Source organism: Ectopseudomonas guguanensis (assembly GCF_900104265.1).
Classification (GTDB): Bacteria; Pseudomonadota; Gammaproteobacteria; order Pseudomonadales; family Pseudomonadaceae; genus Aquipseudomonas; species Aquipseudomonas guguanensis.
The window spans coordinates 54651-78147 of the sequence record NZ_FNJJ01000014.1 but is presented as its reverse complement, the minus strand read 5'-3'; the positions used below and the strand labels follow the sequence as shown (position 1 = coordinate 78147).

Below are 23497 nucleotides of genomic sequence, written 5' to 3'. Positions count from 1 at the left end.
TCCGTAATGCTGTTCACTTGAGGTTGTACACGCTTCGTTCCCCTCTCACATTTATGGGAGAGGGGTTAGGGGAGAGGGTCGAAAACACCGTGGAACAGCCATTTTCCCCTTTCCGCAGAGGGGCGAGGGGACTGATTGCGTTCGACCCCTTTCTTAATAGCATTCCGGATCGCTTCCGGGTTTTTTCCTTTGCGTTTTGGCCGGCAACTGCAGTTCAGGCTGCGCTGGCCTGCGCTTGCTGGGGGCCATCGAACTCCACGCGCGTGGCATGCAGCAGATCCAGGTTGTTGTGCTCCCAGGGGTGGAAGCCATCCTTGAAGAAGTCCAGATAGGTGCGGATCAGCGGGCGGAACACGCCTTCCTTGCCCCACATCCAGCGAATGCCGTCGCGCCATACGCGCCAGTTCCAGAGCAGGCCGTCGACCTTGAGCATGTGTGCCAGGCCGCGGGTGGTGTCGAGCACGAAGAAGAAGGTGCCCATGACCATTGCCCGGCGCAGCAGCTTGCGACTGCCGCACACCTGGTTATAGACGTCGAAGGCCACCGCCTTGTGCTCGGTTTCCTCCAGCGCATGCCAGCGCCACAGGCGGGCCATGGTCGGGTGAGCGGCAGCCATGTAGGCGCCATTTCTCAGCAGGCCATCGGCCATGATCGCAGTGATGTGTTCCAGCGCTGCGGTCGCGGCCAGCTGGCGCTGTGGCGAGAACTTCTTCTGGGTGTAGCGGATGCGTGCGCGGGCACGCTTCTCCATGCGCTCGATGTCGTAACCCAGCTCGCGCAGGCGCTGGCTGTATTCCAGGTGCTCGCGGCTATGGTGGCCTTCCTGACCGATGAAGCCCCGAATCTGTTCCTTGAGGACCGGGTCCTCGATACGGTCGCGGAACTGACGCACCGAGTCGATGAAGAAACGCTCGCCATCGGGAAACAACACCGACATGGCGTCGAAAAGGTGGGTCTTGAAGGCGTCACCGCCGTTCCAGTGGCGCGGCAGCGGGTTGGGCAGCTGGAAATCCATGTGCCTGGGGCGAATCTGCAGTCCTTGCGGAGTAGTGCTGGCCATGAGGAGGCTCCATTGCGCTGTTTGACTGCTTGTCACTATGGGCTTTGCGTGCTCCGGGGCACAGGTTCGTAACAGCCAAGGTTGCAGTCATATCCGGCCAACGGTGTTTTGCCGGAAAAAAGTTGGGGCCTTGCAAGCTGCGAGTGAAACGGTTCGGTCGATTGGTCTGGCTTTAGATTTTCCCCCAAGGCAATACGCAGCGGGTGTTTCGAGAGTCATCGGCAGTCCGGGCAATCGTGCGAAAAGCCTGCGCCGGCCCGACGGAGGTTGATGGAGCGTTGCCGGCAAGGTTAAGGTTTTCCAACACAGGGGTTATATGCGGCCAGCCGCCAGAACAACAAGCCCATGAAGCAAACCCTCAATTTCACCGCCGAACTGGTTCCGGTGGCCTATGCCGAGGCCCTGCTGGCACTGGCCGAGGAACTTGGTCTGCCGCGCGCCGAGCTGTTCGCCGCAGCGCGGGTGCGCCCGGAAGTGCTGGGCAGCCCGAACGGCCGCCTGTCCTTCCTGGACTTTCACCTGCTCACCCAGGCCGCCCTGGAGCGCTGCGGCGAACCTGCGCTGGGTCTCGTGCTGGGCCAGCGTCTTAATGTCTCCACCCACGGCATTCTCGGCTACGCGGTACTGTCCAGCGCCAATCTGGGCAAGGCGCTGCAGTTCGCCCTGAAGTACTACCGGGTGCTTGGCCTGTCATTCGAGCTGGAGCTGGTGGAGCAGGGGGAGGACCTGCAGTTGCGTGCAGTCGAATCCTTTCCCATGGGGCCGCAATCGCGCTTCGCCGCCGAAGGCCTGCTGACCAGCATCCACACCATCGCCCGTTTTCTCCTGGGTGAAGAATTGCAGGGCGTGGCTGTCGGTTTCGCTCATCCCGCGCCGGACTACGCCGCGCGTTACGCCGAGGTATTCGGCGTGGCAGCGCAGTTCGAGCAGCCCTATCACTGGCTGCGTGTGCCGCGGCATTATCTGCAGCGGCCCATGGCCCTGGCCAATCCGGCCACGGTGCAGATGTGCGAGCAGCAGTGCGAGGCGCTGTTGGCCAGCCTCGACGTGCAGGACGGCCTGCTCACTCGCGTGCGGCGTCTGCTGCTGGCGCGCCCCGGCGATTTTCCCGACCTCGAAAGCGCCGCCAGCGCCCTGCACACCAGCGGACGCACCCTGCGCCGGCACCTGGCGCAGATGGGTACCAGCTACCAGCAGGTGCTCGATGAGGTACGCAAGCGCCTGGCCCTGCAGTACCTGACCACCACGCATTTGCCGCTGTATGAGATCGCCCAGTTGCTGGGCTTCAGCGACCCGTCCAACTTCCGCCGTGCATTCCGCAAATGGACCGGTAAACTGCCCGGCGACTACCGCAACGAGGCCCCCTGATGAGCACCGCCGAACGCCCCACCCTGATCCGCGAAACCTTCCCCGTCGGGCCTTTGCAGTGCAACTGCGTTTATCGGTTCTGATCTAGAGTGTTGATTTAGAAGCGTTTTCCTGGATTTTCCCTTTTCAATCAAAAGCTTGCAGAGTTGCAGTGTTGAGCATCTTTTGGCGCTTTTTTGCAGTATGCAGCACGCTGTGTGTGCCAGATTTGTGCCGGAGAAAGTAGGGTAACAATCCATTTTTTGGCCATTCCCAAGAGGGTGGGTGGCTGAAAGGGCACACCTCCGATTTTCTATCCTTCAAGTGTCAATATTGCGCCGTATCTCGGCTCATCCAGCCTCAGAGATCATCGGTATTGGTCCTGACTCCAGTGGTAAGAAACAGAGGAGTTTCCTACCTTCTGAACTGCACTGCATTGCACGAACCTGACGGCATTCGCAAACCCCTGCAGCCTTGAGCATGATGTATGCCCTGGCTGAGACGAGTGCCAGCCCATGCAAGCTCTGCTTACTGTCGATCAGCTTTCTACCTACCTGCATAAGTCTGTTGCCAGCATTCGCAGTGACGTTACGCGCAATCCTCAGGCGCTGCCGCCGCTGTGTCGGTTGCCCGGCACCAAGCGCTTACTCTGGCGCGTTGAAGATGTAGAGCGGTGGTTGGCAGAGCATGTGGTTGTAGCCGCAGTGGCTATATCTGCCAGCGCTGAACCGCGTCGAGGCCGTCCGACCAAGGCGGAGCAAATTGCCAAGCAGCGCCAGCTGTCCCGATGAGTCAGGAGGCAGAAACTGCCCCGCGATCTCTTGCTGCTCGTTTGGAGAGTATCCGTAGGTCATCGCTTCCTAAGCAGCCCCCAGAGAATTTACCTCATCAGTTGTTCTTACCTGGGCTGAGTGAGCTGTATCGGGCAATTCCCAATCATATTGCGCGCTCTAGTCTGTTCGCTCCGGTCGCTCGCGGCAGCAAGCGCATGCACAAGGCGACGGTTCTATTCAGCCGCAAGGATGCAGTAATCACTTTTTGGGGCGAGCAGCTGGACGAAACTCAGGCCGATGTCTGGATGCAGTTAATGTACGAGGCAGTCAAAGTACCGCTGGGCGAGCCTGTTCCGATTAATCGGGCCAAGCTGCTACGTGCTATCGGCAGGCAAACAGGAAACTACGAATACCAGTGGCTGCATCGAACGATGGAGGCACTGACTTTTGCGATGTTGATTGCGCAAGTTACAAAGCAGGGAAAACTCAAATTTGAAGTTGGTCGAAGTGAATCTCTGCACATGATCGACAAGTTTGCCTTTGACCCAGGGCGAGAGTGCTACACCGTCAGTGTCGACCCCCGTTGGCGGCATCTGTTCAGTAATCGGGAATTTGCGCTGATCGACTGGCATAAGCGGTTGCAGATTCGAAAAGGGCAGGATATGGCCAGAGCCTTACAGCGTTTGGTGGCTACTTCAAACGAGGCTGTGCAGCGTTATTCGCTTGTTTGGCTTAAAGAGTTACTACAGTACTTTAGCCCTATGCGCAAATTTCGCGCTTCTCTATTGGCTGCGATGCGTGAATTGGAGCGGGTTGAGGTGATTGCAGCGGGGCGTATCGAGAAAAGTAGCAAAGGAGAAGAACAAGCTGTCTGGCAGCGGCTGTGAATGCCTCGGGGTTGGATTCCTCCTCCATCGGGGTTGGGTTCCCTGCTGTCGGGGTTGGATTCCGCTTCTTCGGGGTTGCGTTCCTCAGTGTGAGTTCAACGCAAGGAGGGACGGGGTCTCCAGACTGATCAATGGCTCTCTACCTTTCTTCTACCTTTTTCTACCAAGGCCAGAGTGTGGATAACCGGACTATGCCCTACAGCCAGACGCCTAGCTCAACCATTCGGTCTTGCACGGATCGTTGACCGAAAGGGTTGAGGGCATACTGGGCGATGTCGCTGGCTCCAGTGCTCATGCGATAAAACGACTCATCTCTAAGTCGTGAAATTTCAGTTTTTGTGAGTTCTAGATATATGAAGTCATATATGCCTAGCTCCTTTAGCTCAGAAGATATATTTTCAGCGTCCAGGCACATCTTTATACAGCGGTAGGGCGATATTTCTTCTGTTTTATGGATTTTGTTGATTGTCTGGTGAATTTTGTATAGGGCAATTGATTCGCTGAGATCGCTTAAGGTGTAGGGTTCGCTGTTTAGTAATTTTGATATTAAATTTATTTCAAAATTGGTTGCGGATTCTCTGAAAAATATAGTGTTCCCCGTCATGACGTCGAGGCTGCCTTCCTCGTCGCCCTCAAATGCGCAGCATGTATAAGTGCAGATGCTCCATAGCTCTTCTGTTGAGTCTGACCAAAGAGCAGTCCAGAGTCGTTCTGGCCCTTCGTGAAATAGACCTGCGCAATCTGGGAATAGTGACCCAAGTAGGTGCAGTATCCGCGTGGGGTTCTGGACGACATCGCCCTTGAAGTACTTGTACCACTTGTTTGAGTCTTTTGTATCTGTCCAGCCGAGGTGGACTGTCTCTCTGTCAAACCAGTCGCTGAACTGACATGGATTTTGTGCGCCAACTCGGATTCTTAAGGAGTTCATGAGTGCAACGGTTTTTAACTGAAGGCGCTGCTTTTCCTTAGAGTTTCGAGGGCGAGCCATGTCCGAGTCCTTGGTAAAAAAATATAAATAATCATACCGGGCATCAGCTAACAGTCAAATGCTAAATATGCCTATCAATGCCAGTTGTTAGCAGATGAGGCGATTCTATGAGTTCTGTTTTGGTGAAGCTTGAAGAGAAGTACGGCCCCTTGATGACGGTCGAGCAGATTGCACAGGTGCTTAGTAGGAAAACCAGCGGCTTAAGGGCGGTTCTGCAATGCCCTACGGAGCAGTGGATGTTTGAGCTGAATAGTGTCAAGCGAAGAATCGGGCGGCGTATATATTTTCCGACGGAGTCAGTAGCTGCCTTGTTAAATGGAGAGTTTGATCCAAGCCATAAAGCGATCCTTGAAGATCAGTCTTCATAAGAGGTGTTTATGTCCAAGAGCTTATCTGAGCGAGTTGCGGATCACGTTAAAGCAAAAGCTGCAGCCAGCCAGGCCTCACGAAATAGGGCCGCGTTTCTGATGCATCGGCAGGGGGTTGAGTCAGCATTGGCAGATGGCTGGTCACTGTTGGCGATCTGGCAATTACTCCATGAGGAAGGCCAGATCGTATTCAGCTACCAAGCGTTTCGGCGTTATGCGAAGTCCTTGCTCTTGCTTCCAGGTCAAGAACATTTACGCCCAGGTAGGAAAAATCCACAGGATGTAGATGATTCTGCCGCTCCTTCTGCGCAGAAGTCTTTTGCTATCAGCCAAAAGCCTTCGCAGAAGTAACCATGACGAACAATATCCGTTCAATCTTTACTGTTCTTGCGTTGTATAAGGCCAATTGCAGCCTATTTGGCGTGCAGTGGTCGGAAATCAGCCTTTCCCTTGGCGTTCAAATTTTCTGCCGGCTTTTTTCGCCATAGGTGTGCCAGAAGAATCGCGGTTTAAAGGCTTTGCTACTCAGGGCAAGACAGGTGAAGTTAGCTAACCGGCAAGCCGGCTAACTAACTTCACTTCCCTAATTCGCGCTACGCGCTCAATCGGGGTCTTGCTCTGCGAGGCTGGACGGCTACCGCCGTCTTCAAGCGAAAGAGCAGAGAGTGGTGAGGAAGCTATGAAGCACGACAAAGTGACCAGAAAGCACACGCATCTACGAGTGCCGGTACTTCCAGAAGAAAAGGCGTTGATTGAGAAGCAAGCGAAGGCGGCTGGCAGATCAGTTGCGGCTTATCTGCGTGCGCTCGGGATGGGATACGAAGTGGGCAGCATCCTTGACGCTTGTATGGTCGGGGACCTGGTGAAGATCAATGCCGATCAGGGGCGTTTAGGCGGACTGCTGAAAATGTGGCTGACCAATGACGAGCGCTTCGCAGGCTTCGAGGAAGCACAGATGCGCCGAACCATTGGGGTGGTGCTGTCAAAAATCGAGGAAACGCAGCAGGCGCTATTGCAACTGGCCATGAAAGTGTATGGAGACGACGATGAAAATTTTAGCGGCTAAAAAACTGTGGCTTCTAGCCTGCATCACCAGCTCGTTCATCAGTTTGAACGCCAAGGCGGGCATTCCCGTCATCGACGGCGGCAATCTCACCCAAAACGTGCTGACTGCCATGGAAAGCGTGGCGCAGACACTGAAACAGATCGAGCAATATCAGACGCAGTTGCAGCAATACGAAAATATGCTGCAGAACACGGCCGCACCCACGGCCTACATCTGGGACCAGGCCAGCCAAACGATGGACAGGCTGCGCAGCGCCATCGACACCCTGGACTACTACAAGCGCAGCTTGGGCAGCATCGACGGCTACCTCGGCAAGTTCCAGGACGTCGCCTACTACAGAGCATCACCTTGCTTCTCCAACGCCGGCTGCAGCGAAGCCGAGTGGGCGGCGATGAACGAGAACCGGCGCCTTGCCTCCGAGTCGCAGAAAAGGGCCAACGACGCGCTGTTTCGTGGCCTGGATCAGCAGCAGGCTGCGCTGCAGCATGACGCCGACACGCTGCAGCAATTGCAACGCCAGGCTCAGGGCGCGACCGGTCAGATGCAGGCCATCGGCTACGCCAACCAACTGGCCAGCCAGCAAGCCAATCAGCTGCTGCAGATTCGCGGCCTGCTAGTCGCCCAGCAAAACGTCATTGCCACACGCATGCAGGCCGAGGCCGACCTGGAGGCCAAGCAGCAAGCCGCCCACGCCGCCTCGACTGAGGGGCGCATAGCGCCCACCCAGGCCCCCAAGAACTGGTTGGACATGAACCGCTAAGGAGAGCTCGATGAAAAAACTAACCCCGCTACTACTCACCCTTCTGGCGCTTGTCGGATGCGATGACCAGCCAAACGGCCAAGCCATTCCCGAAGTCAGCGATGCCAACTGCACCCTGGAGGAGATCAACCAGATCGAGGACAGGACGGCCCGGGCAGAGTTTGCCGGCCAGTGCTCCAGACGTTCGGGCGCCATCCAGCCTACCGAGCAACCCAAGAACTGGCTCGAACTGAACAGCTCTCAGGGGTGACCGCATGAAAACGCTCAAGAACACCAGCCTGATCGGCTGCTGTCTGCTGTTTGTCCTTTACTCCGGTAGCGCCGCAGCCCAACTCACCAACCAGGGCATGCTGGATCAGGTCATTACCGAGTTCAGCAGCCGTGCTTCCACTTGGCAGGCTGTCATCCTCAGTGCTGCGTCCTGGTTGTTCTGGACGCTGGGTACCATATCCCTCGCCTGGACATTCGGCATGATGGCCTTGCGCAAGGCCGACCTGGCCGAGTTCTTCGCCGAGTTCTGCCGTTTCATCCTGTTCTTCGGCTTCTACCTGTGGCTACTCAGGAACGGGCCGGAGTTTGCGTCCTCGATAATTCGATCGCTGCAGAAGCTGGGCGAACAGGCATCCGGCATAAGCTCGGTGACACCATCCGGCATCGTGGATATCGGGTTCATGCTGTGGAAGCAGACGCTCGCCGCGCTATCGGCCTGGAGTCCAGTAGATAGCCTGATCGGTGTCCTCTTAAGCCTGGCCATCACTGTCATGCTTGCGCTCATCGCGATCAACATGTTGATAATGTTGGTGTCCGGCTGGTTGCTGATCTATGCCGGCATCTTCTTCCTGGGCTTCGGCGGCTCCCGCTGGACGTCCGACATGGCCATCAACTACTACAAGACCGTCCTGGGTGTGGCCGTCCAATTGTTTGCCATGGTGCTGCTGGTTGGCATTGGCAGCGACCTGCTCACCAGTTTCTACGCCAAGATGACTAGGGGCGTCCTCAACTTCGAGGAGCTGGGGGTCATGCTGATCTTCTGCCTCTGTCTGCTGCTTCTGACCAATAAGGTGCCGCCTATGCTCGCCGGCATCATCACGGGGAGCAGTTCGGGCACTGGGGGCATTGGCAACTTCGGGGCCGGCGCAGCGGTCGGAGCAGCAATGGGAACGGTCGGCATGGCTTCTGCCGCGATGAGCATGGCAGGTTCCACTGCCATGGCCGGAGCCCAGAATGTGGCCGGGGGTGTTTCAGCCATCAAAGCAGCAATGCAGAAGGCGCAGGGAGCAATGGATAACGGCGGCATGCCCATTTTCCAAGGCTCTGCAGGGCAAGGTGACAACAGATCGGACAGCCCGCTGGCCGAAGCCATGGGGGACTCTGGCGGCAGTGCGCTACAGCAAGCCGCCAAACTGGCCGTAGACACCACTGCTGAACTTGCCAAAGGTGCAGGTGCAGTCATCGGGGAGAAAGCTGCCAAGCTCAGCAGTAACTTTATGGGGCAAGCCCAGCAGACCCTCGGCGGCCAGATGGCAGCAGCCATTCGGGGCCAAGAAGACGATCAGCTCAACAGCATCGGTCCAGGAAGCGAAAGCGGTGACTCGCCAGAGGACGAGATTGCCGAGTTCGTTAATCGCGGCCGCCGAGACGAAAAATTTTAGCGGCTAAAATTAGGTAGCCCCGCCCGGGGCCACCACCGCTATGCCACTGGAACAGATTTCCAGTGAGAGAGGTCCAACGCAGCAATCTCTGCCGCAATTTCCGACTCAGTCGGTGGCTCTGTATCACCGAGGCCAAGCCGCCTGTTCTCGCGAATCGCGTTGGCTACTGCAGCTTTCACAAGGATACTGCGTCTCAGCACACCGGTATGTCCGTCTCGATTATGCATACTGATACCTCACTACTAGTCAAAATTTAGCAGCTAAATCTCTCGACGATTTTAGCCGCTAAAATCTAGTCGCTCCAAAGAGCGGTTAGCGCTGGTAGATTGCGGCACTGAATGAGCAGCCGAAAGGCTAGATAAAGGATTTGCCCACCAATACCAAGGTGGAAGGCTTCAAGTTGAACAAGGAAATGACGCAATGACTAGTTATGAAGATGAACCGGCCTTTTTGGACGATGAGGGGGCGAGTGAGGAACTTCCCATGTTTATTTCTACAACCAACGCTCAAGAGCTATTTGGATTGAGAGAGGGCGAAACTGTGCTGGAAGCCATAGCTAGGAGCACGTTGATTGATACATATAGCTACGTCGATAATCTACCTAAGTGAGCCACCGCTTGGCTCACTTAGGTCGCGATATTATTAGTTCTCTTGACGCAAGCGGTTGCTCAGAGCGGTTCGAATGTCGGAAATTTCTACGCCGGATGCCTGCAGCTGCTGGCGAACCTCGTCAAAGACTCGACCATTGCCTTTGGGGTCGCTAATGGTCATGACAGTAGAAAACGGTACACCTTCTTCTGGAAGAGTAAATCCATTTCTGTTTAGTGGTTCCAAGACTAAACGCCATTGCGAAGACTCCCCGACACCTCGCGGGAATGTGGTTTCAAAAGTTTTTACAGGCCACCATTTGGCTCCATGAGCAATTCGCTCTTTCTCTATACTTTTGTCAGCCTCGGTCTTCAGGCGCCCTTTGAAAGATACCTCTCCTGTTTTCTTGTCTATAACTTCTTGTCGTAGCCAGGTGTCAATGTTGGTTAGAATGAACTCGGCGCCAAAATTTCTATCAATGGCTGGGCTGTAGACTGTGGTTACTTTTACTTTTCCGGTGCATGCACCATTTTTGACTAGGCATGCAGGCCATGTAAAGTCGAATACCAATTCATGGCTTGGTTTGAGTATGCCATTGAATACTAGTGTTATCTGGTTGTCATCTATTTCCAAGGAGCGGGCTGCTTGGCTTGGTATTCCAGCTCCAACGAAATCCTTTGCTATTCTAGAAAGTTTTTTAGATGTCATCCAGTCTGGAACTTTTGAGTTGTGGATTAGAAGGGCGGACAGCGCTTCTCTTGGAACTTTACCTTCAATTAAGTGATCTAGAGTCGCAAGACTCTTCGCTACGAGTGGAGCAGCAAAGCTAGTTCCGCAGTTTGAAGAGACGCCGCCTCTTGGGGTTAATGAGTATAGTCCGTGGTCTGGCTCCAGTTTGCCGCCAATATGAGCAACATCTGGCTTTGCGCCTAACGATGGGCCAGGGCCTCGTCTAGTGTATCGAGATGGCTTGAGTGCCCCTTCTTTGCTCGCAGGGTCAAGAGCACCAACTGTGATTGATCTTACACTGTCGGCTGGTTGGAAGATTCTATCCTTGCCTTGATGTCTGTATTCAGCAAGAAGTTTAAGGCACTGATCTTCATCGTCTGGCCATGCTTCCCGTGCGGTTGCTCCGTCTAGGTTTCCAGACGGAAGTACAAAGATGACATCGTGGCGATCAGCGATTTGGTCAAGGATATTTGCGAACAGACTATAGCTAGAATCTTCAACGGGAAGAGTCACAGAAAGACTCATGTTGAATACTCTTACTCCTTGCTGGGCTGCGGTAACGATCTCTGCATCAAGCTGCTCCAGGAAGTCAAAAAAGCCTCGCGGGTAATAGCTCTCATAATCGTATGTGGGGTGTAGCCCTAAGTCGTAAAATTTGCAGTCAGCTTCATCAAGTTCTGTACTAGGATTTAGGTGTTTACCTCCGGCGATAAGGCCGGCAATAAATGTTCCGTGAGAGGTATCTTGAAATGCGGGGTCTATAAAGTCAGTAGCCCCTGCCTGCCATGGGGCCAGGTGATTAATTGCGGATACGCCGGTGTCGATAATCCCTACAATAGGGTAGGCTCTTTCTTGTGAAATGCTTGGGAATGTTTTAAGGCTTGTCTCTTCTTGGTTCGTGTTGGAAGACTGTAGAACTGGAGGGAGTAGGATTGCTCGAACTATTGGGTGCGAATCAATAAAATTAATAAGTCTTTTGTGGGCGTCTATTTGGCTTCTATATGGCTCTTTCAGTTGAGCGATAAATATTTGATTCTTAGTCCACTCGCTTTTTAATCTGCTTATTTCAATGGGAAGCTCTAGCTTGCCGATGCCTCGCATAAGATCTTCTAGGAGGGCGTTTTCTTCAGAGGCTCTCTTTGATTTGCTATCTTCTAGGCTGTCGGTGGGGATAAATGTCTCAACATAATATGCGCCACCCGTTCTAGGGTCTGATAGCCATTGAACGGCCTGCTCTATACTGAACTTTCTTCTGTCGTGGTCAGAGTAGAGTCTGATTTCTTTGATTGCCCCTACTTCGCTTCTGAGCCTTGAAGGTTTAGGTACTAGCTTCTCTGACTTAGGGTCTTTCTCCCATCGTGTTTCATTCTCTGCAGAGATGATCTTTTCTCGAATTGTCTTAATGTCTGATGGTGCTAGCTCTACAATTAAGGTTCCCAGTGCGTTGCCAGGCGTGGAGCGTATCTTGCTCTTCGGAAAAACCTGGTTTACTGGTCGATGGCTTTTTGCCCACGCTGTCTCTTGCAGCTCCACGTGGGCAAAAACCAACGGACTTTCGGTTAGCTTGCTTGGTATCAATGTATCAAGTGACTGCGCCAGTGCGTCTTTATGTTGCTTGAAGTCAGAGTCCCGGCCTGCGAAGAAGTCTTTATTACTTCCTCCTGGGACTATTTCTGCTCTTTGGACATAGTTTTGAGCGTTTAGTACGATCTGCACTGGATTGTTTGCCACTTTCTATTACTCCTTGTGTTTCTTTTCGCTCTTCAGCCATCGACTGATAGTGGATTGAGCTTTCCCAAATAACTCAGCAAGTGCCTCTTGAGACATGGAGTGCTCAGGGTCTCTATTTAATTCTATAGCTAGTTCTTCTGGTCGGCCTATAACTGCCTGACGCCTATTATTTTCCTGGTCTTTGGCGCTCAGGATTATGTAGGAGCGTACTGTCTCAAAAAAATCAAATTTACTTCCTTGTATTGCTATCTTTCTCTTTATGAAGTTTGATAATTTTGCGATGTCTGAGCCGCTATAGCCATCTGTTATCCAGGTTAGAAAATTTATCTGAGATTTTTTTAGTTTCAGATTCTTTGGGAGGTTGCGCAGCAGTATTTGCTCTCTTGTTTGGTGTATCGGCTTGGGTATCTCGATTCTGATGTCGAAGCGTCGCCAAATAGCTGGGTCTAATAGTGCTTCATGGTTCGTAATGGAAATGGTGAAGCCTATGTTGTTCCTGGTATCTAGGCATTGAAGAAGAGTGTTGACAACTCTTTTTAGTTCTCCTAGCTCATTTGGGTCGTCGCGGAGCTTGGCAACAGCATCGAACTCGTCCAGTAGAAGTATGCATTTATATCTATTAGCAAAGGCAAAAAGGTTAGATATGTTTCTGGCGGTTGTTCCTAGAAAGGAGGAAATCAGGCCGTCTAGTTTTGCTACTACTAGGGGGTAATTTAACTCTCGGGCTATGTGGTGGGCTAAAAAAGTTTTCCCTGTGCCCGGGGCGCCAAATAGCATTAACGCAAGAGCGGGATTTATTCCTGACCCTTTAAGTTTGTCAATGTTCTTCCATTCTTCCAGAAGGCTATCGATGCTGGCGGATAAGTTCTCTTCGAATATAGGGTGAGCGTCGAGCGTCTCGCTAGGGAAGACTATTTCGGCTAGAGGGGCGCTGGTCTCCTTGTCGACTGGGGGCTTGACGCTTGGGGTAAGCATCTCGCCTCCCATCGCGGCCAGCGAAAGCACAACTCTGCTGGGTTGGATTGCAACGCTTTTTCCCGTGTTGCGAACCAGCTTGTTGAGCCCGTCGGCTTGCTCGGCTTGCCCGTCCTTTTCTAGCGCCTTTATGAGGCGGCGCAAATGATTCTCCACCGCAGTGTTAGGTGTCTGCAGGGCTGCCCTGCTCAGCGCGAGGACGATTGGGTAGTGTTCCATGGGTGCTCCATCCGCATTTCGCAAATATTATGCATATATGCGTAAAAATATGCACGGACTTGGATGGTAGCCCTATACTGTACGTATTTCCAGTATTTTTTCTTGGCTACCGGAGCTTCTGGGCTAGGTCTTCTATTCGGGGGTGGTAGTAGCGCATCAGCATGCGAGTGTCTTGATGGCCGGTGATCTTTGTCAGCTCAAGGAGGGGAAAGGTTTCGGCTAGGCGTGAGGTGGCCTCATGGCGCAGGTCGTGAAAGCGGAGGTTGACCAAGAAAGGAGTGCTATCGATCAGTTGATTGATCTTTGACGGAGGGAGCCCTTCGTCCTGAAGTCGAAGAGTGAGTCCTTTCACATAGGCTTGGCGTGCATTGGCTAATGCATCGTTGAAGGCCTTTGTAATGGTGTCGGGCCTGCTCTTGAATACTCGGCCATCATCGAGCTTGGGTTGGCTCTTGATTATTTCAACCGCTTGGCTTGAGAGCGGGACGCCGCGGGCAGAGCCATTCTTGGTGAGTGGCAGCATCGCAGTGCGTTTCTTCACATCGATGTTGGTTCGTACCAAGCTCGCAATCTCGCTACGGCGCATGCCGGTTTCGACGGCGAACCGAACGATCTGGGGTAGCTCGGTCGAGCGCGAGTGGCGACAGATCATTTCCAGCTCGTCCAGGTGCTCGCTAATCAGTACGCCGTTCCGCAGTGTCCAGACGTCTGCGCTCAAGATGCGTCTATCTCTAGCGTCATCAACACTGGGCTGGCGAATCAGCTCCACGGGGTTGCTCAAGGACTCCATTCGCCACTCTTTGCGTGCGATGGTGAAGACATGAGAAATCAAAGCAAGCTCGCGGCGCACGGTGGCCGCTGCCAGCCCCTCTCTGAGGCGTTGATCGCGGTAGCTGGCCATGTCGGCGCCGCGAATGCTGGCCAGCGATCTCAGGGCCAGTGGGTGGCGCTGCAGGGCCTGGATGCGTGATAGCTCGGAATCGCTACTGCGTTTCTTGCTAGTCACCTGCTCGGCGTACATCTGCAGGGCTTTGGCGAAGGAGGTCGATTCCGCTTCGTTGCGGCTGACGAATACGCCGGCGTCCATTTCGCGCTCGATCATTGTTGCCCAAGCCTTCGCCTCTGCCTGGGTGTTGAAAGTGCGGGTCTGTTGGGGCCACCCTTTACGCCTGATTTGGGCGTGCCACTGGTATGGGCCTTTCTTCCTGATCGTCGCCATCGTCAATCGCACTGTGCCAAAAATGTGCCATTAATCCTACAGGAATACCCATGGAACCCGCAAAACCCCTGCTAATCCGCGAAACCTTTCCAGTCGGGCCTTTGCAGTGCAACTGCACCATCATCGGCGACCCGCTGACGAAGAAGGCCATCGTGGTCGATCCCGGCGGGAATCCTGATCTGATCATGGCGCGCCTGGAGGCCCATGGCCTCAAGGTGGTGAGCATTATCCACACCCATGCCCATCTTGATCACTTCCTTGCCTCGGGGCAGATGAAGGAGAAGACCGGCGCCACGCTGCACCTGCACAAGGAGGATCAGTTCCTCTGGGACAACCTGGAGATGCAGTGCCGCATGTTCGGCGTGCCCTACACCCCGGTGCCGGCGCCGGACCAGTGGCTGGCCGATGACGAGGAGCTGGCCTGCGGCTGTGGTGTAGCCCTGCACACGCCCGGGCACACGCCGGGTTCGATGAGCTTCTGGTTCGCCGATGCCAAGCTGCTGATCGCCGGTGACACCCTGTTCCGTCGCGGTATCGGCCGTACCGACCTGTGGGGCGGCGACTACGCCACCATCGAGCGTTCGATCAGGCAGCGCCTGTATCGCCTCGACGAGGACGCGACCGTGGTCACCGGCCATGGCCCGGACACGCGCCTGGGCGACGAGATGCGCGAGAACCCGTTTATCCGTGCCTGAACCCGCTGTCGCGGGCGCTGTCTACACTGGCATTCTGCCGTCCCTCGAGGAGAAATCGCCATGCCCCGTCTATCCCTGATCGCTGCTTGCTCCGCTGCACTGCTGCTGGCCGGCTGTGCCTCGCAGAATCCTTATGACCAGAGCGCCCCGAGTTCGAACAGGACGGCCACCTATGGCGGTCTGGGCGCCCTGGCCGGCGCTGCCGCTGGCGCCCTGATCAATCACGACAACCGCGGCAAGGGCGCGCTGATCGGCGCTGCGGTGGGCGGTGCGGCCGGTGCCGGTTATGGCTACTACGCCGACAGGCAGGAGGCCGAGCTGCGCCGGCAGATGCAGGGCACCGGGGTCGAGGTGCAGCGCCAGGGCGACGTCATCCAACTGATCATGCCGGGCAACATCACCTTCGCCACCGATTCGGCAGAAATCGCCAACAGCTTCTACGCCCCGCTGAACAACCTGGCCAACTCCTTCCGTCAGTACAACCAGAACAGCATCGAGGTGGTCGGCCACACCGACAGCACCGGCTCGCACAGCTACAACATGAGCCTGTCGCAGCGTCGCGCGCAGAGCGTGGCCAGCTATCTGATCGCCCAGGGCGTCGACGGCAGCCGGGTCAGCACGCGTGGCATGGGGCCTGACCAGCCGGTGGCGACCAATGCCACTGCCGAAGGGCGTGCGCAGAACCGTCGTGTCGAGGTCACCCTGCGGCCGCTGCCGGGCGTGCAGTGACGCACGCGCCACGGACCTGCTGCAGATCGCAGTTCTCGTCCGCCCAGGCTGTTAAGCTTGGGCGGAACTTCGCCGCGCCCTGTTAGCTCGAAGGCTGCGGCAAGTCTGCCCATACCAAGAATCTGCAAGGAAATCCTATGAAGACCAGGCGTAATCTGATCGCAGCCACTGCGGTCATGGCCCTGTTGGCTGGCTGTACCACCAATCCCTATACCGGCGAAAGCCAGGCTAGCAAGGCCGGTATCTATGGCGGCATCGGCGCTGCGACCGGGGCCGTGATCGGCGCGGCCACCTCGAGCAAGAAGGACCGTACCAAGGGCGCGCTGATCGGTGCGGCTGTCGGCGGCGCCGCCGGTGGTGGTTATGGCTATTACGTCGATACCCAGGAAGCCAAGCTGCGTCAGACCCTGCAGGGCACCGGCGTACAGGTGCAGCGCAACGGCGATGACCTGAAGCTGATCATGCCGGGCAACATTACCTTCGCCAGCAACTCGGCGGATATTTCCAGCAGCTTCTACCCGACCCTCAATTCGCTGGTGCTGGTGTTCAAGGAATTCGACAAGAACGGCGTGAATATCGTCGGCCATACCGACAGCACCGGCTCCCAGGAGCTGAACCAGAGCCTGTCGCAGCGTCGCGCGCAGAGCGTGGCCAACTACCTGACCGCCAACGGCGTGCCGGGGCAGCGCATCTCCGCTTACGGCGCCGGCCCGAGCCAGCCGATCGCCAGCAACGCCACCGATGCCGGGCGCGCGCAGAACCGTCGCGTCGAGATCAATCTGCGTCCGCTCTGAGTCGCCGATTCGCTGCAACGAAGCCCTCGCTTGCGAGGGCTTTTTTCTGGCTCTTCGCATTCTCGCGGGGAAGGTACGCTTGACACCGGACTGGCAAGTTTGTGTGCGTATCGCTTGCTGACTTAGCACTATCCATTACCGCGTGTACTGAGCGTTTGGGTTGCGCCCCTTACGGGCGCCACACCTTTCTTGCTTGCCCAAGAAAGGTGTGCCAAAGAAGGGCACCCCGACATCCGGGTTTCGCTACGCGAAACTTCCCTCGTTCCGGCGCCGCTCCGGGGGCCGGCTTACATGGGCCATCCCTGGCCCATTAAGCCTTTCGCCGCATCCATGCGGCTCATCCCCCTACGCAACACCTCCACTCGGCCTCCTGAAGGGGACCGGGTCGCGGGCTTGCGACATCTCCGCAAGATCAAAGTCGGCAGCGTTTGGCTTTTGCTCTTGAAGCGCGGATCTCACAGACGACGCCCAAATCCCCTTCAGGAGGCCGAGTGGAATCACCGTGGAAGGGGTTGAGCGACATGGATGTCGCGAGAGCCGTGATGGGCCAGGGATGGCCCTTCATCGGTGGGCCGCATCCGGTCGTGCCCCTGTAACGGTGATGGAGCGAGGGAACCCCGGCGCAGCCGGGGCCGGATGAACGGGGTGTGTTTCTTTGCTTACTTTCTTTGCACAAGCAAAGAAAGTGAGTCGCCCGTCAGGGGCGAAACCCATCAGATCAGACGACACGCTAAGGAATAGTGCCAAGTCATCGACAGCTAACACGTTATTGCCAGTCCGGTGTCAACCCGCACTTTCCCAAATATGCGAAGAACCTTTTTTCTGCCCGCTCGTTGCGCACGGACTTCATCAGCGGCCACTCCGGCGACCGCCTGTCGTCTCCGTTCTGGCAAGAGGCCGGTCATTCGAAAACTGACTAGACTGCTTTCTGGGGTTCTGTGAAGTCCGCGTGCGGGGTGCCCGTGCGCGCTGGTTCTGGATGACCGAGGGAGTGCGAATGGAGGACAGAGCTGTCGAGCGGCCGCCCATGCCGTGGATGCCGCTGCTGGTGGGGCTTGGCTTGTTGATCGGTCTGGGTGGCCTGATCTTCTGGCAGTGGAGCACGTTGCAGGAGCGCGAGCGGGAGAACAGCCACCGCCGCTTTCAGCTGGAGGCCCAGGAGGTTGGACAGCGCGTGCTGGCGCGCATGCGCACCTACGAGATGGTCCTGCGTGGCGTATCCGGGTTGATGATAGGCAGCGATCATGTCTCGCTGGACGAGTGGCAGCGCGCGCTGGATCAGTTGCAGGTCCAGGACCGCTACCCCGGTATACAGGCGGTGGCCTGGGCCCGTTACCTGGTGCCGGAGCAGTTTGCCGACTTCGAGGCCGAGGTGAAGGCCAGCGGCCGTCTCGACTATCAGATATTCCCGCCTGGCGAACGCGAGCAGTACCTGCCCATCGAATACGTCAGCCCGCTGGACTGGCGCAATCGTCGTGCCCTTGGTTTCGACATGCTCAGCGAGACGGCGCGGCGAGTGGCGATCGAGCGCAGTATCGAAACCGGCGAGGCCAGCCTCAGCGGCCCGCTGATACTGCGCCAGGAGGTCGAGGTCGACGTGCAATCCGGCGTGCTGCTCTATCTGCCGGTGTTTCGTCCAGGAATGCCGGTCAATACCGCCGAGCAGAGACGCTCCGCATTGCTGGGCATGGTGCATGGCGCCTTTCGTAGCCATGACCTGATCGATGGCATTCTCGGAACGCAGGCGCGGTCGTTCTATATCGTCCTGAAAGACCCGCAGGCGACCGACCTGCAGCTGATCACCGGCGAGCCCAGAAGCAATGGCTGGCGCCCGCGCTTTCGTAGCCAGCAGGAGCTGTCGCTGTACGGGCGCACCTGGGCGCTGGAGGTGATCGGCACGCCTGAATACGAGCGCAATGTGCAGGACCGCAGCGGCACCTTCGGGCTGTGGGCCGGGCTGGCTGCGACGCTGCTGCTGGCGTTGCTGCTGGGTGGTTTTCTCTACCAGCGCGAACGCAAGCTGCAGGTCAGCGAGCGGGCCGCCCTGGCGCTGCGCGAGCGCGAGGAGCGTTTTCGCCTGCTGGTCGAACGCCTGCCGGTGGCGACCCTGCTGTGCGACGACAAGGGGCGCATCGAGATGGCGAACCGCAGCGCTGCCGAGCTGTTCGACTGCCCACTCAATGCGCTGCCCGGCGAAACCATACTGCGGGTGCTGCCCAACATCGAATCACCGAAAGACCTGCAGGCGCAGCTGGCCGAGAGTGATGAGCGCATGGTGCGCACCTTACGCGGCGAGTCGATCCCGGTCAGCATCAGCCTCAACCCGTTGCACGAAGGCAGCAGCTACCTGATCAACCTGGTGGATCTGCGTGCGCGCAAGGTCGCCGAAGAGCGTTTTCGTCTGGTGGTCGAGGCCTCGCCCAATGCCATCGTTCTGGTCGATGGTCTGGGGCGCATTGCCATGGTCAACCGGCAGACCGAGCTGCTGTTCGGTTACGAGCGACAGATGCTGCTCGGCGAACCGGTGGAAATGCTCCTGCCGGCGGCACAACGCGGCAGCCACGTGGCGCTGCGTCGCGGTTACCAGGCCATGCCCGAACAGCGGCGCATGGGCGGCAATCGCGAGTTGTTCGGCCTGCATCGCGAGGGCCGCATGATTCCCCTGGAAGTCGGTCTGTCGCCGATTCGCAGTGGCGACGAGAACCTGGTGCAGGCCGTGATCATCGATATCAGCGAGCGCAAGGCGGCCGAGCAGAAGCTGCACGAGCAGGCCGAGCAATTGCTGTTGGCCAACCGCTACAAATCCGAATTTCTCGCCAACATGTCCCATGAGCTGCGCACGCCGCTCAACAGCATCCTGATCCTCAGCGATCAACTGCGTCAGAACCTGGCGGGCAACCTCACCGAGAAACAGACCAAGCACGCGGACATCGTGCACCGCGCCGGTAGCGACCTGCTGCAGTTGATCAACGACGTGCTCGACCTGGCCAAGGTCGAGTCCGGGCGCATGCAGCTCAAGCTCGAGCCGATCAACATGCAGGACGTGCTGGTGGAGCTGGACGCCAGCCTGCGGCCGATGGCCGAACTCAAGGGCCTGCGTCTGCACACCGAACTGGAGGCCGGCGTGCCGCGGGTCATCCACACCGATCGGGTGCGCCTGCATCAGATCCTGCGCAACCTGCTGTCCAACGCCCTGAAGTTCACCGATCAGGGCGAGGTTACCCTGAGCGTCAGCAGCCAGGGCCGCCAGGAGGACGAACGCGAGCTGCTCTGCTTCAGTGTGCGCGACACGGGGGTTGGCATCGACCCGGCGCAACACGAGCAGATCTTCCAGGCCTTCCAGCAGCTCGACGGCTCCACCAGCCGGCGTTTCGGCGGTACCGGCCTGGGACTGGCCATTACCCGTCAGCTGGTGCTGGCGCTGGAGGGCGACATTAGCCTGCAGAGTGCGCCTGGCCAGGGTTCCACCTTCACCGTCAGATTGCCGGTGCAGACCGCTGCGCTCAGCGTCGAAGCACCGGCCGAGGGGCCGCTGCGGGCTGGTGAGGGGCCACCGCTACTGATCATCGAGGACGACGTCAACTTCGCCTCGGTGATCGCCGAGGAGGCGCATGCCCACGGCTTCTCCAGCGTGCATTGCCGTACCGGCCTGCAGGCCCTGGCTCTGCTGCAGCAGGAGTCGTTCCATGCGGTGATCCTCGACATCCTGCTGCCTGATCTCAGCGGCTGGCAGCTGTTCCGCCGTCTGCGCGCCCAGCCGACCCATCGTCACACCCCGGTGCATATCATTTCCTGCGTGCCGCAACCGACCGGCTGGAACGACGACGGCACGCGCTATCTGGTCAAACCCATCGGCCGCGATGAACTGGAGCAGGTTTTCCTCGAGCTGCAGCATGGCCGGCATCAGGAGCAGGCCCTGCTGCTGGTTGAGGACGTCGAGGTGGAACGCGAACACTATCGCCAACAGCTCACGGAGCTGGGGTTTCAGGTAATCGCCTGCGCCGATGGCGAACAGGCGCGCACGGCCTATGCGCAGGGCCAGTTCTGCGCGCTGGTGATCGACCTCGACCTGCCGGACCAGGATGGCTTTGCCCTGCTCGAGAGCCTCAATCAGCTGCGTCCGCTGCAAGGCATGCGCGTGGTCATCAACACTGGTGTGGACGTCACCCAGCAGACCCTGCAGCGTCTGCGCCGCTACAGCGCCGTGGTGGTGCGCAAGCACGGCGACGACACCGGCGCATTGTGCCAGGCGGTGCAGGGTTTTCTCGGCGACGTACGTGCGCCGCAATCGTCCCATGCACGGCTCAACCCGCTGCACGGCAAACGCGTGCTGCTGGTGGATGACGATGTGCGTAACGTCTATGCACTGACGGCGCTGCTCGATGAGGTGGGGCTGCGCGTCAGTTCCGCCAAGGATGGCCTGGAGGCCATCGCCAGCTACCAGCGCGACCCCTTCGACCTGATCCTGATGGACATGGCCATGCCCAACATGGATGGCTACACCGCAACGCGACTGCTCAAGCAGGAGCATGGCTGCAGGATCCCGATCATCGCGCTCACGGCCCATGCCATGAAGGGGGACCGGGAAAAATGCATCACCGCCGGTGCCGACGATTACATGGCCAAGCCGATCAGGCGTGACGAGTTGCTGGCGCTGCTGGAGCGCTGGCTGGCGATAGCGCCCGTGCCTTCGCCCGGCAATGGGCTACCCTGAGGGCAGGAGAGAGCAAGGGCAGATGGATAGAGGAGTGACGATGGCCCAGGCGCAGAGCAAGACCGCCGCCGTACCTGCCAGGCAGATTCTGCTGGTGGTGGATGATCGTATGGAGAACCTCGAGGCCATGCAGGCGCTGCTCGAGGATGGAGAGTGGCAGTTGCGCTGTGCCAGTTCCGGCGAGGAGGCCCTGCGCTGCCTGCTCGAGGAGGATGTCGGGCTGGTGCTGCTGGACGTGCAGATGCCGGGCATGGACGGCTTCGAAGTCGCCCGGTTGATGCGTGGCAACCCGCGTACCCGGCTGACGCCGATCATCTTCGTGTCCGCCATCGCCCAGACCCATGATGCGGTGCTGCGCGGTTACAGCACCGGCGCCGTGGACTTCGTGCTCAAGCCCTTCGACCCCACGGTACTGCGCCACAAGATTCAAAGCCTGCTGGAACACGAGCACAATCGCTGCGAGCTGCAGGCGCTGTCCCAGCAGCTGGAAAGGGCGCGCGCCTTCAACGCCTCGGTGCTGGCCAATGCCGCCGAAGGCATCCTGGTGGTCGGCGAGGATGGCCGCATCCAGTTCGCCAATCCCGCCATGGCGCAGATGCTCGATGGCGAGGTGGCCGATCTGGAAGGCGTCGAACTCCTGTCTTTCCTCAAGAATCCCGCCAGCGAGGGCGGCTGGCAGCAGTCGGAGTTCTACCTGCACTTCAAGCGCGAGGCGACCTACCGCGTGCACGAAGCCATGATGCGCACCTTCAAGGGTGGCTGCCTGCCGGTGGCGCTGTCGTGTTCCCCGCTGCCGCGGCAGCAACGCGCCATGGTGGTGATCGCCCTGGACATGTCGGTGGTGCGCAACCTGCACGCGCAACTGGAATCGCAGGCGGTGACCGATTCGCTGACCGGCCTGCTCAACCGTCGCGGCTTTCACAAGGCGCTGGAATCGGCGCTGGCGCGTATCGAGCGCAGCGGCCAGCGGGTCGCGGTGCTCTACCTCGACCTGGACGGATTCAAGCGCATCAACGATTCGCTCGGTCATGATGTCGGTGACCAGTTGCTGCGCCGTGTCGGCGAGCAGCTCAAGGCCTGCCTGCGCCCCTACGACAGCCTGGCGCGCATCGGTGGTGACGAATTCACCGCGTTGCTGGACAACCTCGGCCATCCCGAGGATGCCGCCAAGGTCGCGGAGAAGCTGATCGAACTGGTTTCGGTGCGGCATACCCTAGACGGCGTGGACTTCACCCTCGGCGCCAGCGTCGGCATCGCCTGCTTCCCCGAGTGCGGGCAGAGCGTGGAGGGCCTGCTGCGTTCGGCGGACATGGCGATGTACGAGGCCAAGCGCGCCGGGCGCCAGCAATACCGCTTCTTCTCCCCGGAGATGAACGGCCGCGCGCGGTCGCGCCTGATGCTCGAGGAGAGCCTGCGCCACGCCATCGAGAACGACGACTTCGTACTGGTCTACCAGCCGCAGTTCCAGCTCGAGACCGGGCGCCTGCGCGGCTTCGAGGCCTTGCTGCGCTGGCAGCACCGGGTTGCCGGCACCGTTGCGCCGAATGTATTCATTCCGCTGCTCGAAGAAACCCGCCTGATCAACCGTCTCGGCGACTGGATCTTTCGCGAGGGCGCCAGGCAACTGGCCGCCTTCAAGCAGCAGTTTGGCGAAGACATGGTGCTCAGTCTCAACGTCAGCCCGGTGCAGTTCGGTATGCCGCAACTGGTCACGGACCTGCAGCGCGTGCTCGATGCCCACGGTCTGAAACCCAGCCAGCTGGAGGTGGAGGTGACCGAAAGCGCGCTGATGCAGGACCTGGAGCTGACCCAGGCGCAGCTGCGTCATCTGCGCGAGCTGGGCGTCAAGATCGCCATCGATGATTTCGGTACCGGTTATTCGTCCCTGGCGTACCTGCGCCACTTCGAACTGGACACACTGAAGATCGACCGCCTGTTCGTCGCCAACATGCTCGACTCACCGCGCGATGCCGCGGTGGTCAGCACCATCATCGATCTTGGCCGCCATCTCGGCCTGGAGGTCATCGCCGAAGGCGTCGAAACGCAGGCGCAGCGCGAATGGCTGACGCAGCATCACTGCACCATCATGCAGGGCTTTCTGGTAGCGCCAGGGGTGCCGGCCAGCAGCGCGATGCAGGTGCCGGCGCTGCTGGACTGGAGTCAGCTACCCCTGCCGCGCGAGGAATGAAGTGCCGGTAGCGCT

Annotated in this window: 20 protein-coding genes and 1 pseudogene; 16 read left to right on the top strand and 5 right to left on the bottom strand. The window is 57.9% G+C overall.

Features of this window, described 5'->3' with window-relative positions:
• Nucleotides 1-214 precede the first annotated feature (214 nt).
• On the bottom strand, nt 215-1060 hold the full coding sequence (locus tag BLS61_RS19300; RefSeq protein ID WP_090433577.1) for a metal-dependent hydrolase: 846 nt from the start codon (nt 1058-1060) through the stop codon (nt 215-217).
• A gap of 345 nt (nt 1061-1405) precedes the next feature.
• Between BLS61_RS19300 and BLS61_RS19295 the strand changes: the two genes are divergently transcribed.
• The 4 genes and pseudogenes from BLS61_RS19295 to trfA all read left to right on the top strand — a co-directional run bounded on the left by BLS61_RS19295 (nt 1406) and on the right by trfA (nt 4067).
• Nucleotides 1406-2428, top strand: a complete 1023-nt coding sequence (locus BLS61_RS19295; RefSeq protein WP_090433575.1) for an AraC family transcriptional regulator — start codon at nt 1406-1408, stop codon at nt 2426-2428.
• Nucleotides 2428-2496, top strand: a pseudogene (locus BLS61_RS24065) (MBL fold metallo-hydrolase); the annotation flags it as partial. The gene BLS61_RS19295 and the pseudogene BLS61_RS24065, both read left to right, overlap by 1 nt.
• Before the next feature lie 426 nt (nt 2497-2922).
• Entirely contained in the window at nt 2923-3198 is a 276-nt protein-coding gene (locus BLS61_RS19290) for a hypothetical protein (protein WP_079389535.1), read from the top strand.
• A complete protein-coding gene (gene trfA, locus BLS61_RS19285; RefSeq protein WP_052156664.1) occupies nt 3195-4067 on the top strand; it encodes a plasmid replication initiator TrfA in 873 nt (290 codons plus the stop codon). Before BLS61_RS19290 ends, trfA begins: the two co-directional genes overlap by 4 nt.
• A 196-nt stretch (nt 4068-4263) precedes the next feature.
• Here trfA and BLS61_RS23550 read toward each other — a convergent pair whose 3' ends face one another.
• Nucleotides 4264-5055 (bottom strand): hypothetical protein, encoded by a 792-nt coding sequence (locus BLS61_RS23550; RefSeq protein WP_139205574.1) that lies wholly within the window; start codon nt 5053-5055, stop codon nt 4264-4266.
• Nucleotides 5056-5162: 107 nt separating this feature from the next.
• Between BLS61_RS23550 and BLS61_RS19280 the strand changes: the two genes are divergently transcribed.
• The 7 genes from BLS61_RS19280 to BLS61_RS19255 all read left to right on the top strand — a co-directional run bounded on the left by BLS61_RS19280 (nt 5163) and on the right by BLS61_RS19255 (nt 9510).
• Nucleotides 5163-5423, top strand: a complete 261-nt coding sequence (locus BLS61_RS19280; protein ID WP_052156663.1) for a hypothetical protein — start codon at nt 5163-5165, stop codon at nt 5421-5423.
• A 9-nt stretch (nt 5424-5432) separates the two neighbouring features.
• Entirely contained in the window at nt 5433-5774 is a 342-nt protein-coding gene (locus tag BLS61_RS23545; protein WP_139205573.1) for a TraK family protein, read from the top strand.
• A gap of 328 nt (nt 5775-6102) precedes the next feature.
• Nucleotides 6103-6489 (top strand): conjugal transfer transcriptional regulator TraJ, encoded by a 387-nt coding sequence (gene traJ, locus BLS61_RS19275; protein ID WP_033970412.1) that lies wholly within the window; start codon nt 6103-6105, stop codon nt 6487-6489.
• The gene (trbJ, locus tag BLS61_RS19270) at nt 6458-7249 is read left to right on the top strand and encodes a P-type conjugative transfer protein TrbJ (RefSeq protein WP_033970410.1); all 792 of its coding nucleotides are present in this window, start codon (nt 6458-6460) and stop codon (nt 7247-7249) included. Before traJ ends, trbJ begins: the two co-directional genes overlap by 32 nt.
• A gap of 10 nt (nt 7250-7259) precedes the next feature.
• Nucleotides 7260-7499, top strand: coding sequence for an entry exclusion lipoprotein TrbK (trbK, locus tag BLS61_RS19265; protein WP_033970408.1), 240 nt, complete (start codon nt 7260-7262; stop codon nt 7497-7499).
• 4 nt (nt 7500-7503) lie between these two features.
• The gene (gene trbL / locus BLS61_RS19260) at nt 7504-8901 is read left to right on the top strand and encodes a P-type conjugative transfer protein TrbL (protein WP_090433571.1); all 1398 of its coding nucleotides are present in this window, start codon (nt 7504-7506) and stop codon (nt 8899-8901) included.
• Between the two features lie 420 nt (nt 8902-9321).
• Entirely contained in the window at nt 9322-9510 is a 189-nt protein-coding gene (locus tag BLS61_RS19255) for a hypothetical protein (protein WP_052156662.1), read from the top strand.
• Nucleotides 9511-9543: 33 nt separating this feature from the next.
• Here BLS61_RS19255 and BLS61_RS19250 read toward each other — a convergent pair whose 3' ends face one another.
• The 3 genes from BLS61_RS19250 to BLS61_RS19240 form a co-directional block, all read right to left on the bottom strand.
• The gene (locus BLS61_RS19250) at nt 9544-11949 is read right to left on the bottom strand and encodes a S8 family peptidase (protein WP_079389534.1); all 2406 of its coding nucleotides are present in this window, start codon (nt 11947-11949) and stop codon (nt 9544-9546) included.
• Between the two features lie 6 nt (nt 11950-11955).
• Nucleotides 11956-13143, bottom strand: coding sequence for an AAA family ATPase (locus BLS61_RS19245; RefSeq protein WP_079389533.1), 1188 nt, complete (start codon nt 13141-13143; stop codon nt 11956-11958).
• A gap of 106 nt (nt 13144-13249) precedes the next feature.
• A complete protein-coding gene (locus BLS61_RS19240) occupies nt 13250-14245 on the bottom strand; it encodes a tyrosine-type recombinase/integrase (protein ID WP_227334511.1) in 996 nt (331 codons plus the stop codon).
• 167 nt (nt 14246-14412) lie between these two features.
• Between BLS61_RS19240 and BLS61_RS19235 the strand changes: the two genes are divergently transcribed.
• From BLS61_RS19235 to BLS61_RS19215, 5 genes are all read left to right on the top strand, one after another.
• Entirely contained in the window at nt 14413-15057 is a 645-nt protein-coding gene (locus BLS61_RS19235) for an MBL fold metallo-hydrolase (protein ID WP_090433569.1), read from the top strand.
• A 60-nt stretch (nt 15058-15117) separates the two neighbouring features.
• Nucleotides 15118-15786 carry a YiaD family glycine zipper/OmpA-like lipoprotein gene (locus tag BLS61_RS19230; protein ID WP_090433567.1) on the top strand — a complete coding sequence of 223 codons (669 nt, stop codon included), beginning with the start codon at nt 15118-15120 and terminating at the stop codon, nt 15784-15786.
• Between the two features lie 137 nt (nt 15787-15923).
• Nucleotides 15924-16580 carry a YiaD family glycine zipper/OmpA-like lipoprotein gene (locus BLS61_RS19225; RefSeq protein ID WP_090433565.1) on the top strand — a complete coding sequence of 219 codons (657 nt, stop codon included), beginning with the start codon at nt 15924-15926 and terminating at the stop codon, nt 16578-16580.
• A 997-nt stretch (nt 16581-17577) separates the two neighbouring features.
• Nucleotides 17578-21294: a response regulator gene (locus BLS61_RS19220; RefSeq protein WP_090433563.1), complete on the top strand. Its 3717-nt coding sequence runs from the start codon at nt 17578-17580 to the stop codon at nt 21292-21294.
• Nucleotides 21295-21334: 40 nt separating this feature from the next.
• Nucleotides 21335-23482, top strand: a complete 2148-nt coding sequence (locus BLS61_RS19215; protein WP_090433561.1) for a putative bifunctional diguanylate cyclase/phosphodiesterase — start codon at nt 21335-21337, stop codon at nt 23480-23482.
• Nucleotides 23483-23497 lie beyond the last annotated feature (15 nt).

Excerpts from the sequence above, each read along its gene's own strand:
- BLS61_RS19300 (WP_090433577.1), bottom strand. The coding sequence starts at position 1,060 with ATGGCCAGCACTACTCCGCAAGGACTGCAGATTCGCCCCAGGCACATG.
- BLS61_RS19295 (WP_090433575.1), top strand. The coding sequence starts at position 1,406 with ATGAAGCAAACCCTCAATTTCACCGCCGAACTGGTTCCGGTGGCCTAT.
- BLS61_RS19290 (WP_079389535.1), top strand. The coding sequence starts at position 2,923 with ATGCAAGCTCTGCTTACTGTCGATCAGCTTTCTACCTACCTGCATAAG.
- trfA (WP_052156664.1), top strand. The coding sequence starts at position 3,195 with ATGAGTCAGGAGGCAGAAACTGCCCCGCGATCTCTTGCTGCTCGTTTG.
- BLS61_RS23550 (WP_139205574.1), bottom strand. The coding sequence starts at position 5,055 with ATGGCTCGCCCTCGAAACTCTAAGGAAAAGCAGCGCCTTCAGTTAAAA.
- BLS61_RS19280 (WP_052156663.1), top strand. The coding sequence starts at position 5,163 with ATGAGTTCTGTTTTGGTGAAGCTTGAAGAGAAGTACGGCCCCTTGATG.
- BLS61_RS23545 (WP_139205573.1), top strand. The coding sequence starts at position 5,433 with ATGTCCAAGAGCTTATCTGAGCGAGTTGCGGATCACGTTAAAGCAAAA.
- traJ (WP_033970412.1), top strand. The coding sequence starts at position 6,103 with ATGAAGCACGACAAAGTGACCAGAAAGCACACGCATCTACGAGTGCCG.
- trbJ (WP_033970410.1), top strand. The coding sequence starts at position 6,458 with ATGGAGACGACGATGAAAATTTTAGCGGCTAAAAAACTGTGGCTTCTA.
- trbK (WP_033970408.1), top strand. The coding sequence starts at position 7,260 with ATGAAAAAACTAACCCCGCTACTACTCACCCTTCTGGCGCTTGTCGGA.
- trbL (WP_090433571.1), top strand. The coding sequence starts at position 7,504 with ATGAAAACGCTCAAGAACACCAGCCTGATCGGCTGCTGTCTGCTGTTT.
- BLS61_RS19255 (WP_052156662.1), top strand. The coding sequence starts at position 9,322 with ATGACTAGTTATGAAGATGAACCGGCCTTTTTGGACGATGAGGGGGCG.
- BLS61_RS19245 (WP_079389533.1), bottom strand. The coding sequence starts at position 13,143 with ATGGAACACTACCCAATCGTCCTCGCGCTGAGCAGGGCAGCCCTGCAG.
- BLS61_RS19240 (WP_227334511.1), bottom strand. The coding sequence starts at position 14,245 with ATGATCGAGCGCGAAATGGACGCCGGCGTATTCGTCAGCCGCAACGAA.
- BLS61_RS19235 (WP_090433569.1), top strand. The coding sequence starts at position 14,413 with ATGGAACCCGCAAAACCCCTGCTAATCCGCGAAACCTTTCCAGTCGGG.
- BLS61_RS19230 (WP_090433567.1), top strand. The coding sequence starts at position 15,118 with ATGCCCCGTCTATCCCTGATCGCTGCTTGCTCCGCTGCACTGCTGCTG.
- BLS61_RS19225 (WP_090433565.1), top strand. The coding sequence starts at position 15,924 with ATGAAGACCAGGCGTAATCTGATCGCAGCCACTGCGGTCATGGCCCTG.
- BLS61_RS19220 (WP_090433563.1), top strand. The coding sequence starts at position 17,578 with ATGGAGGACAGAGCTGTCGAGCGGCCGCCCATGCCGTGGATGCCGCTG.
- BLS61_RS19215 (WP_090433561.1), top strand. The coding sequence starts at position 21,335 with ATGGCCCAGGCGCAGAGCAAGACCGCCGCCGTACCTGCCAGGCAGATT.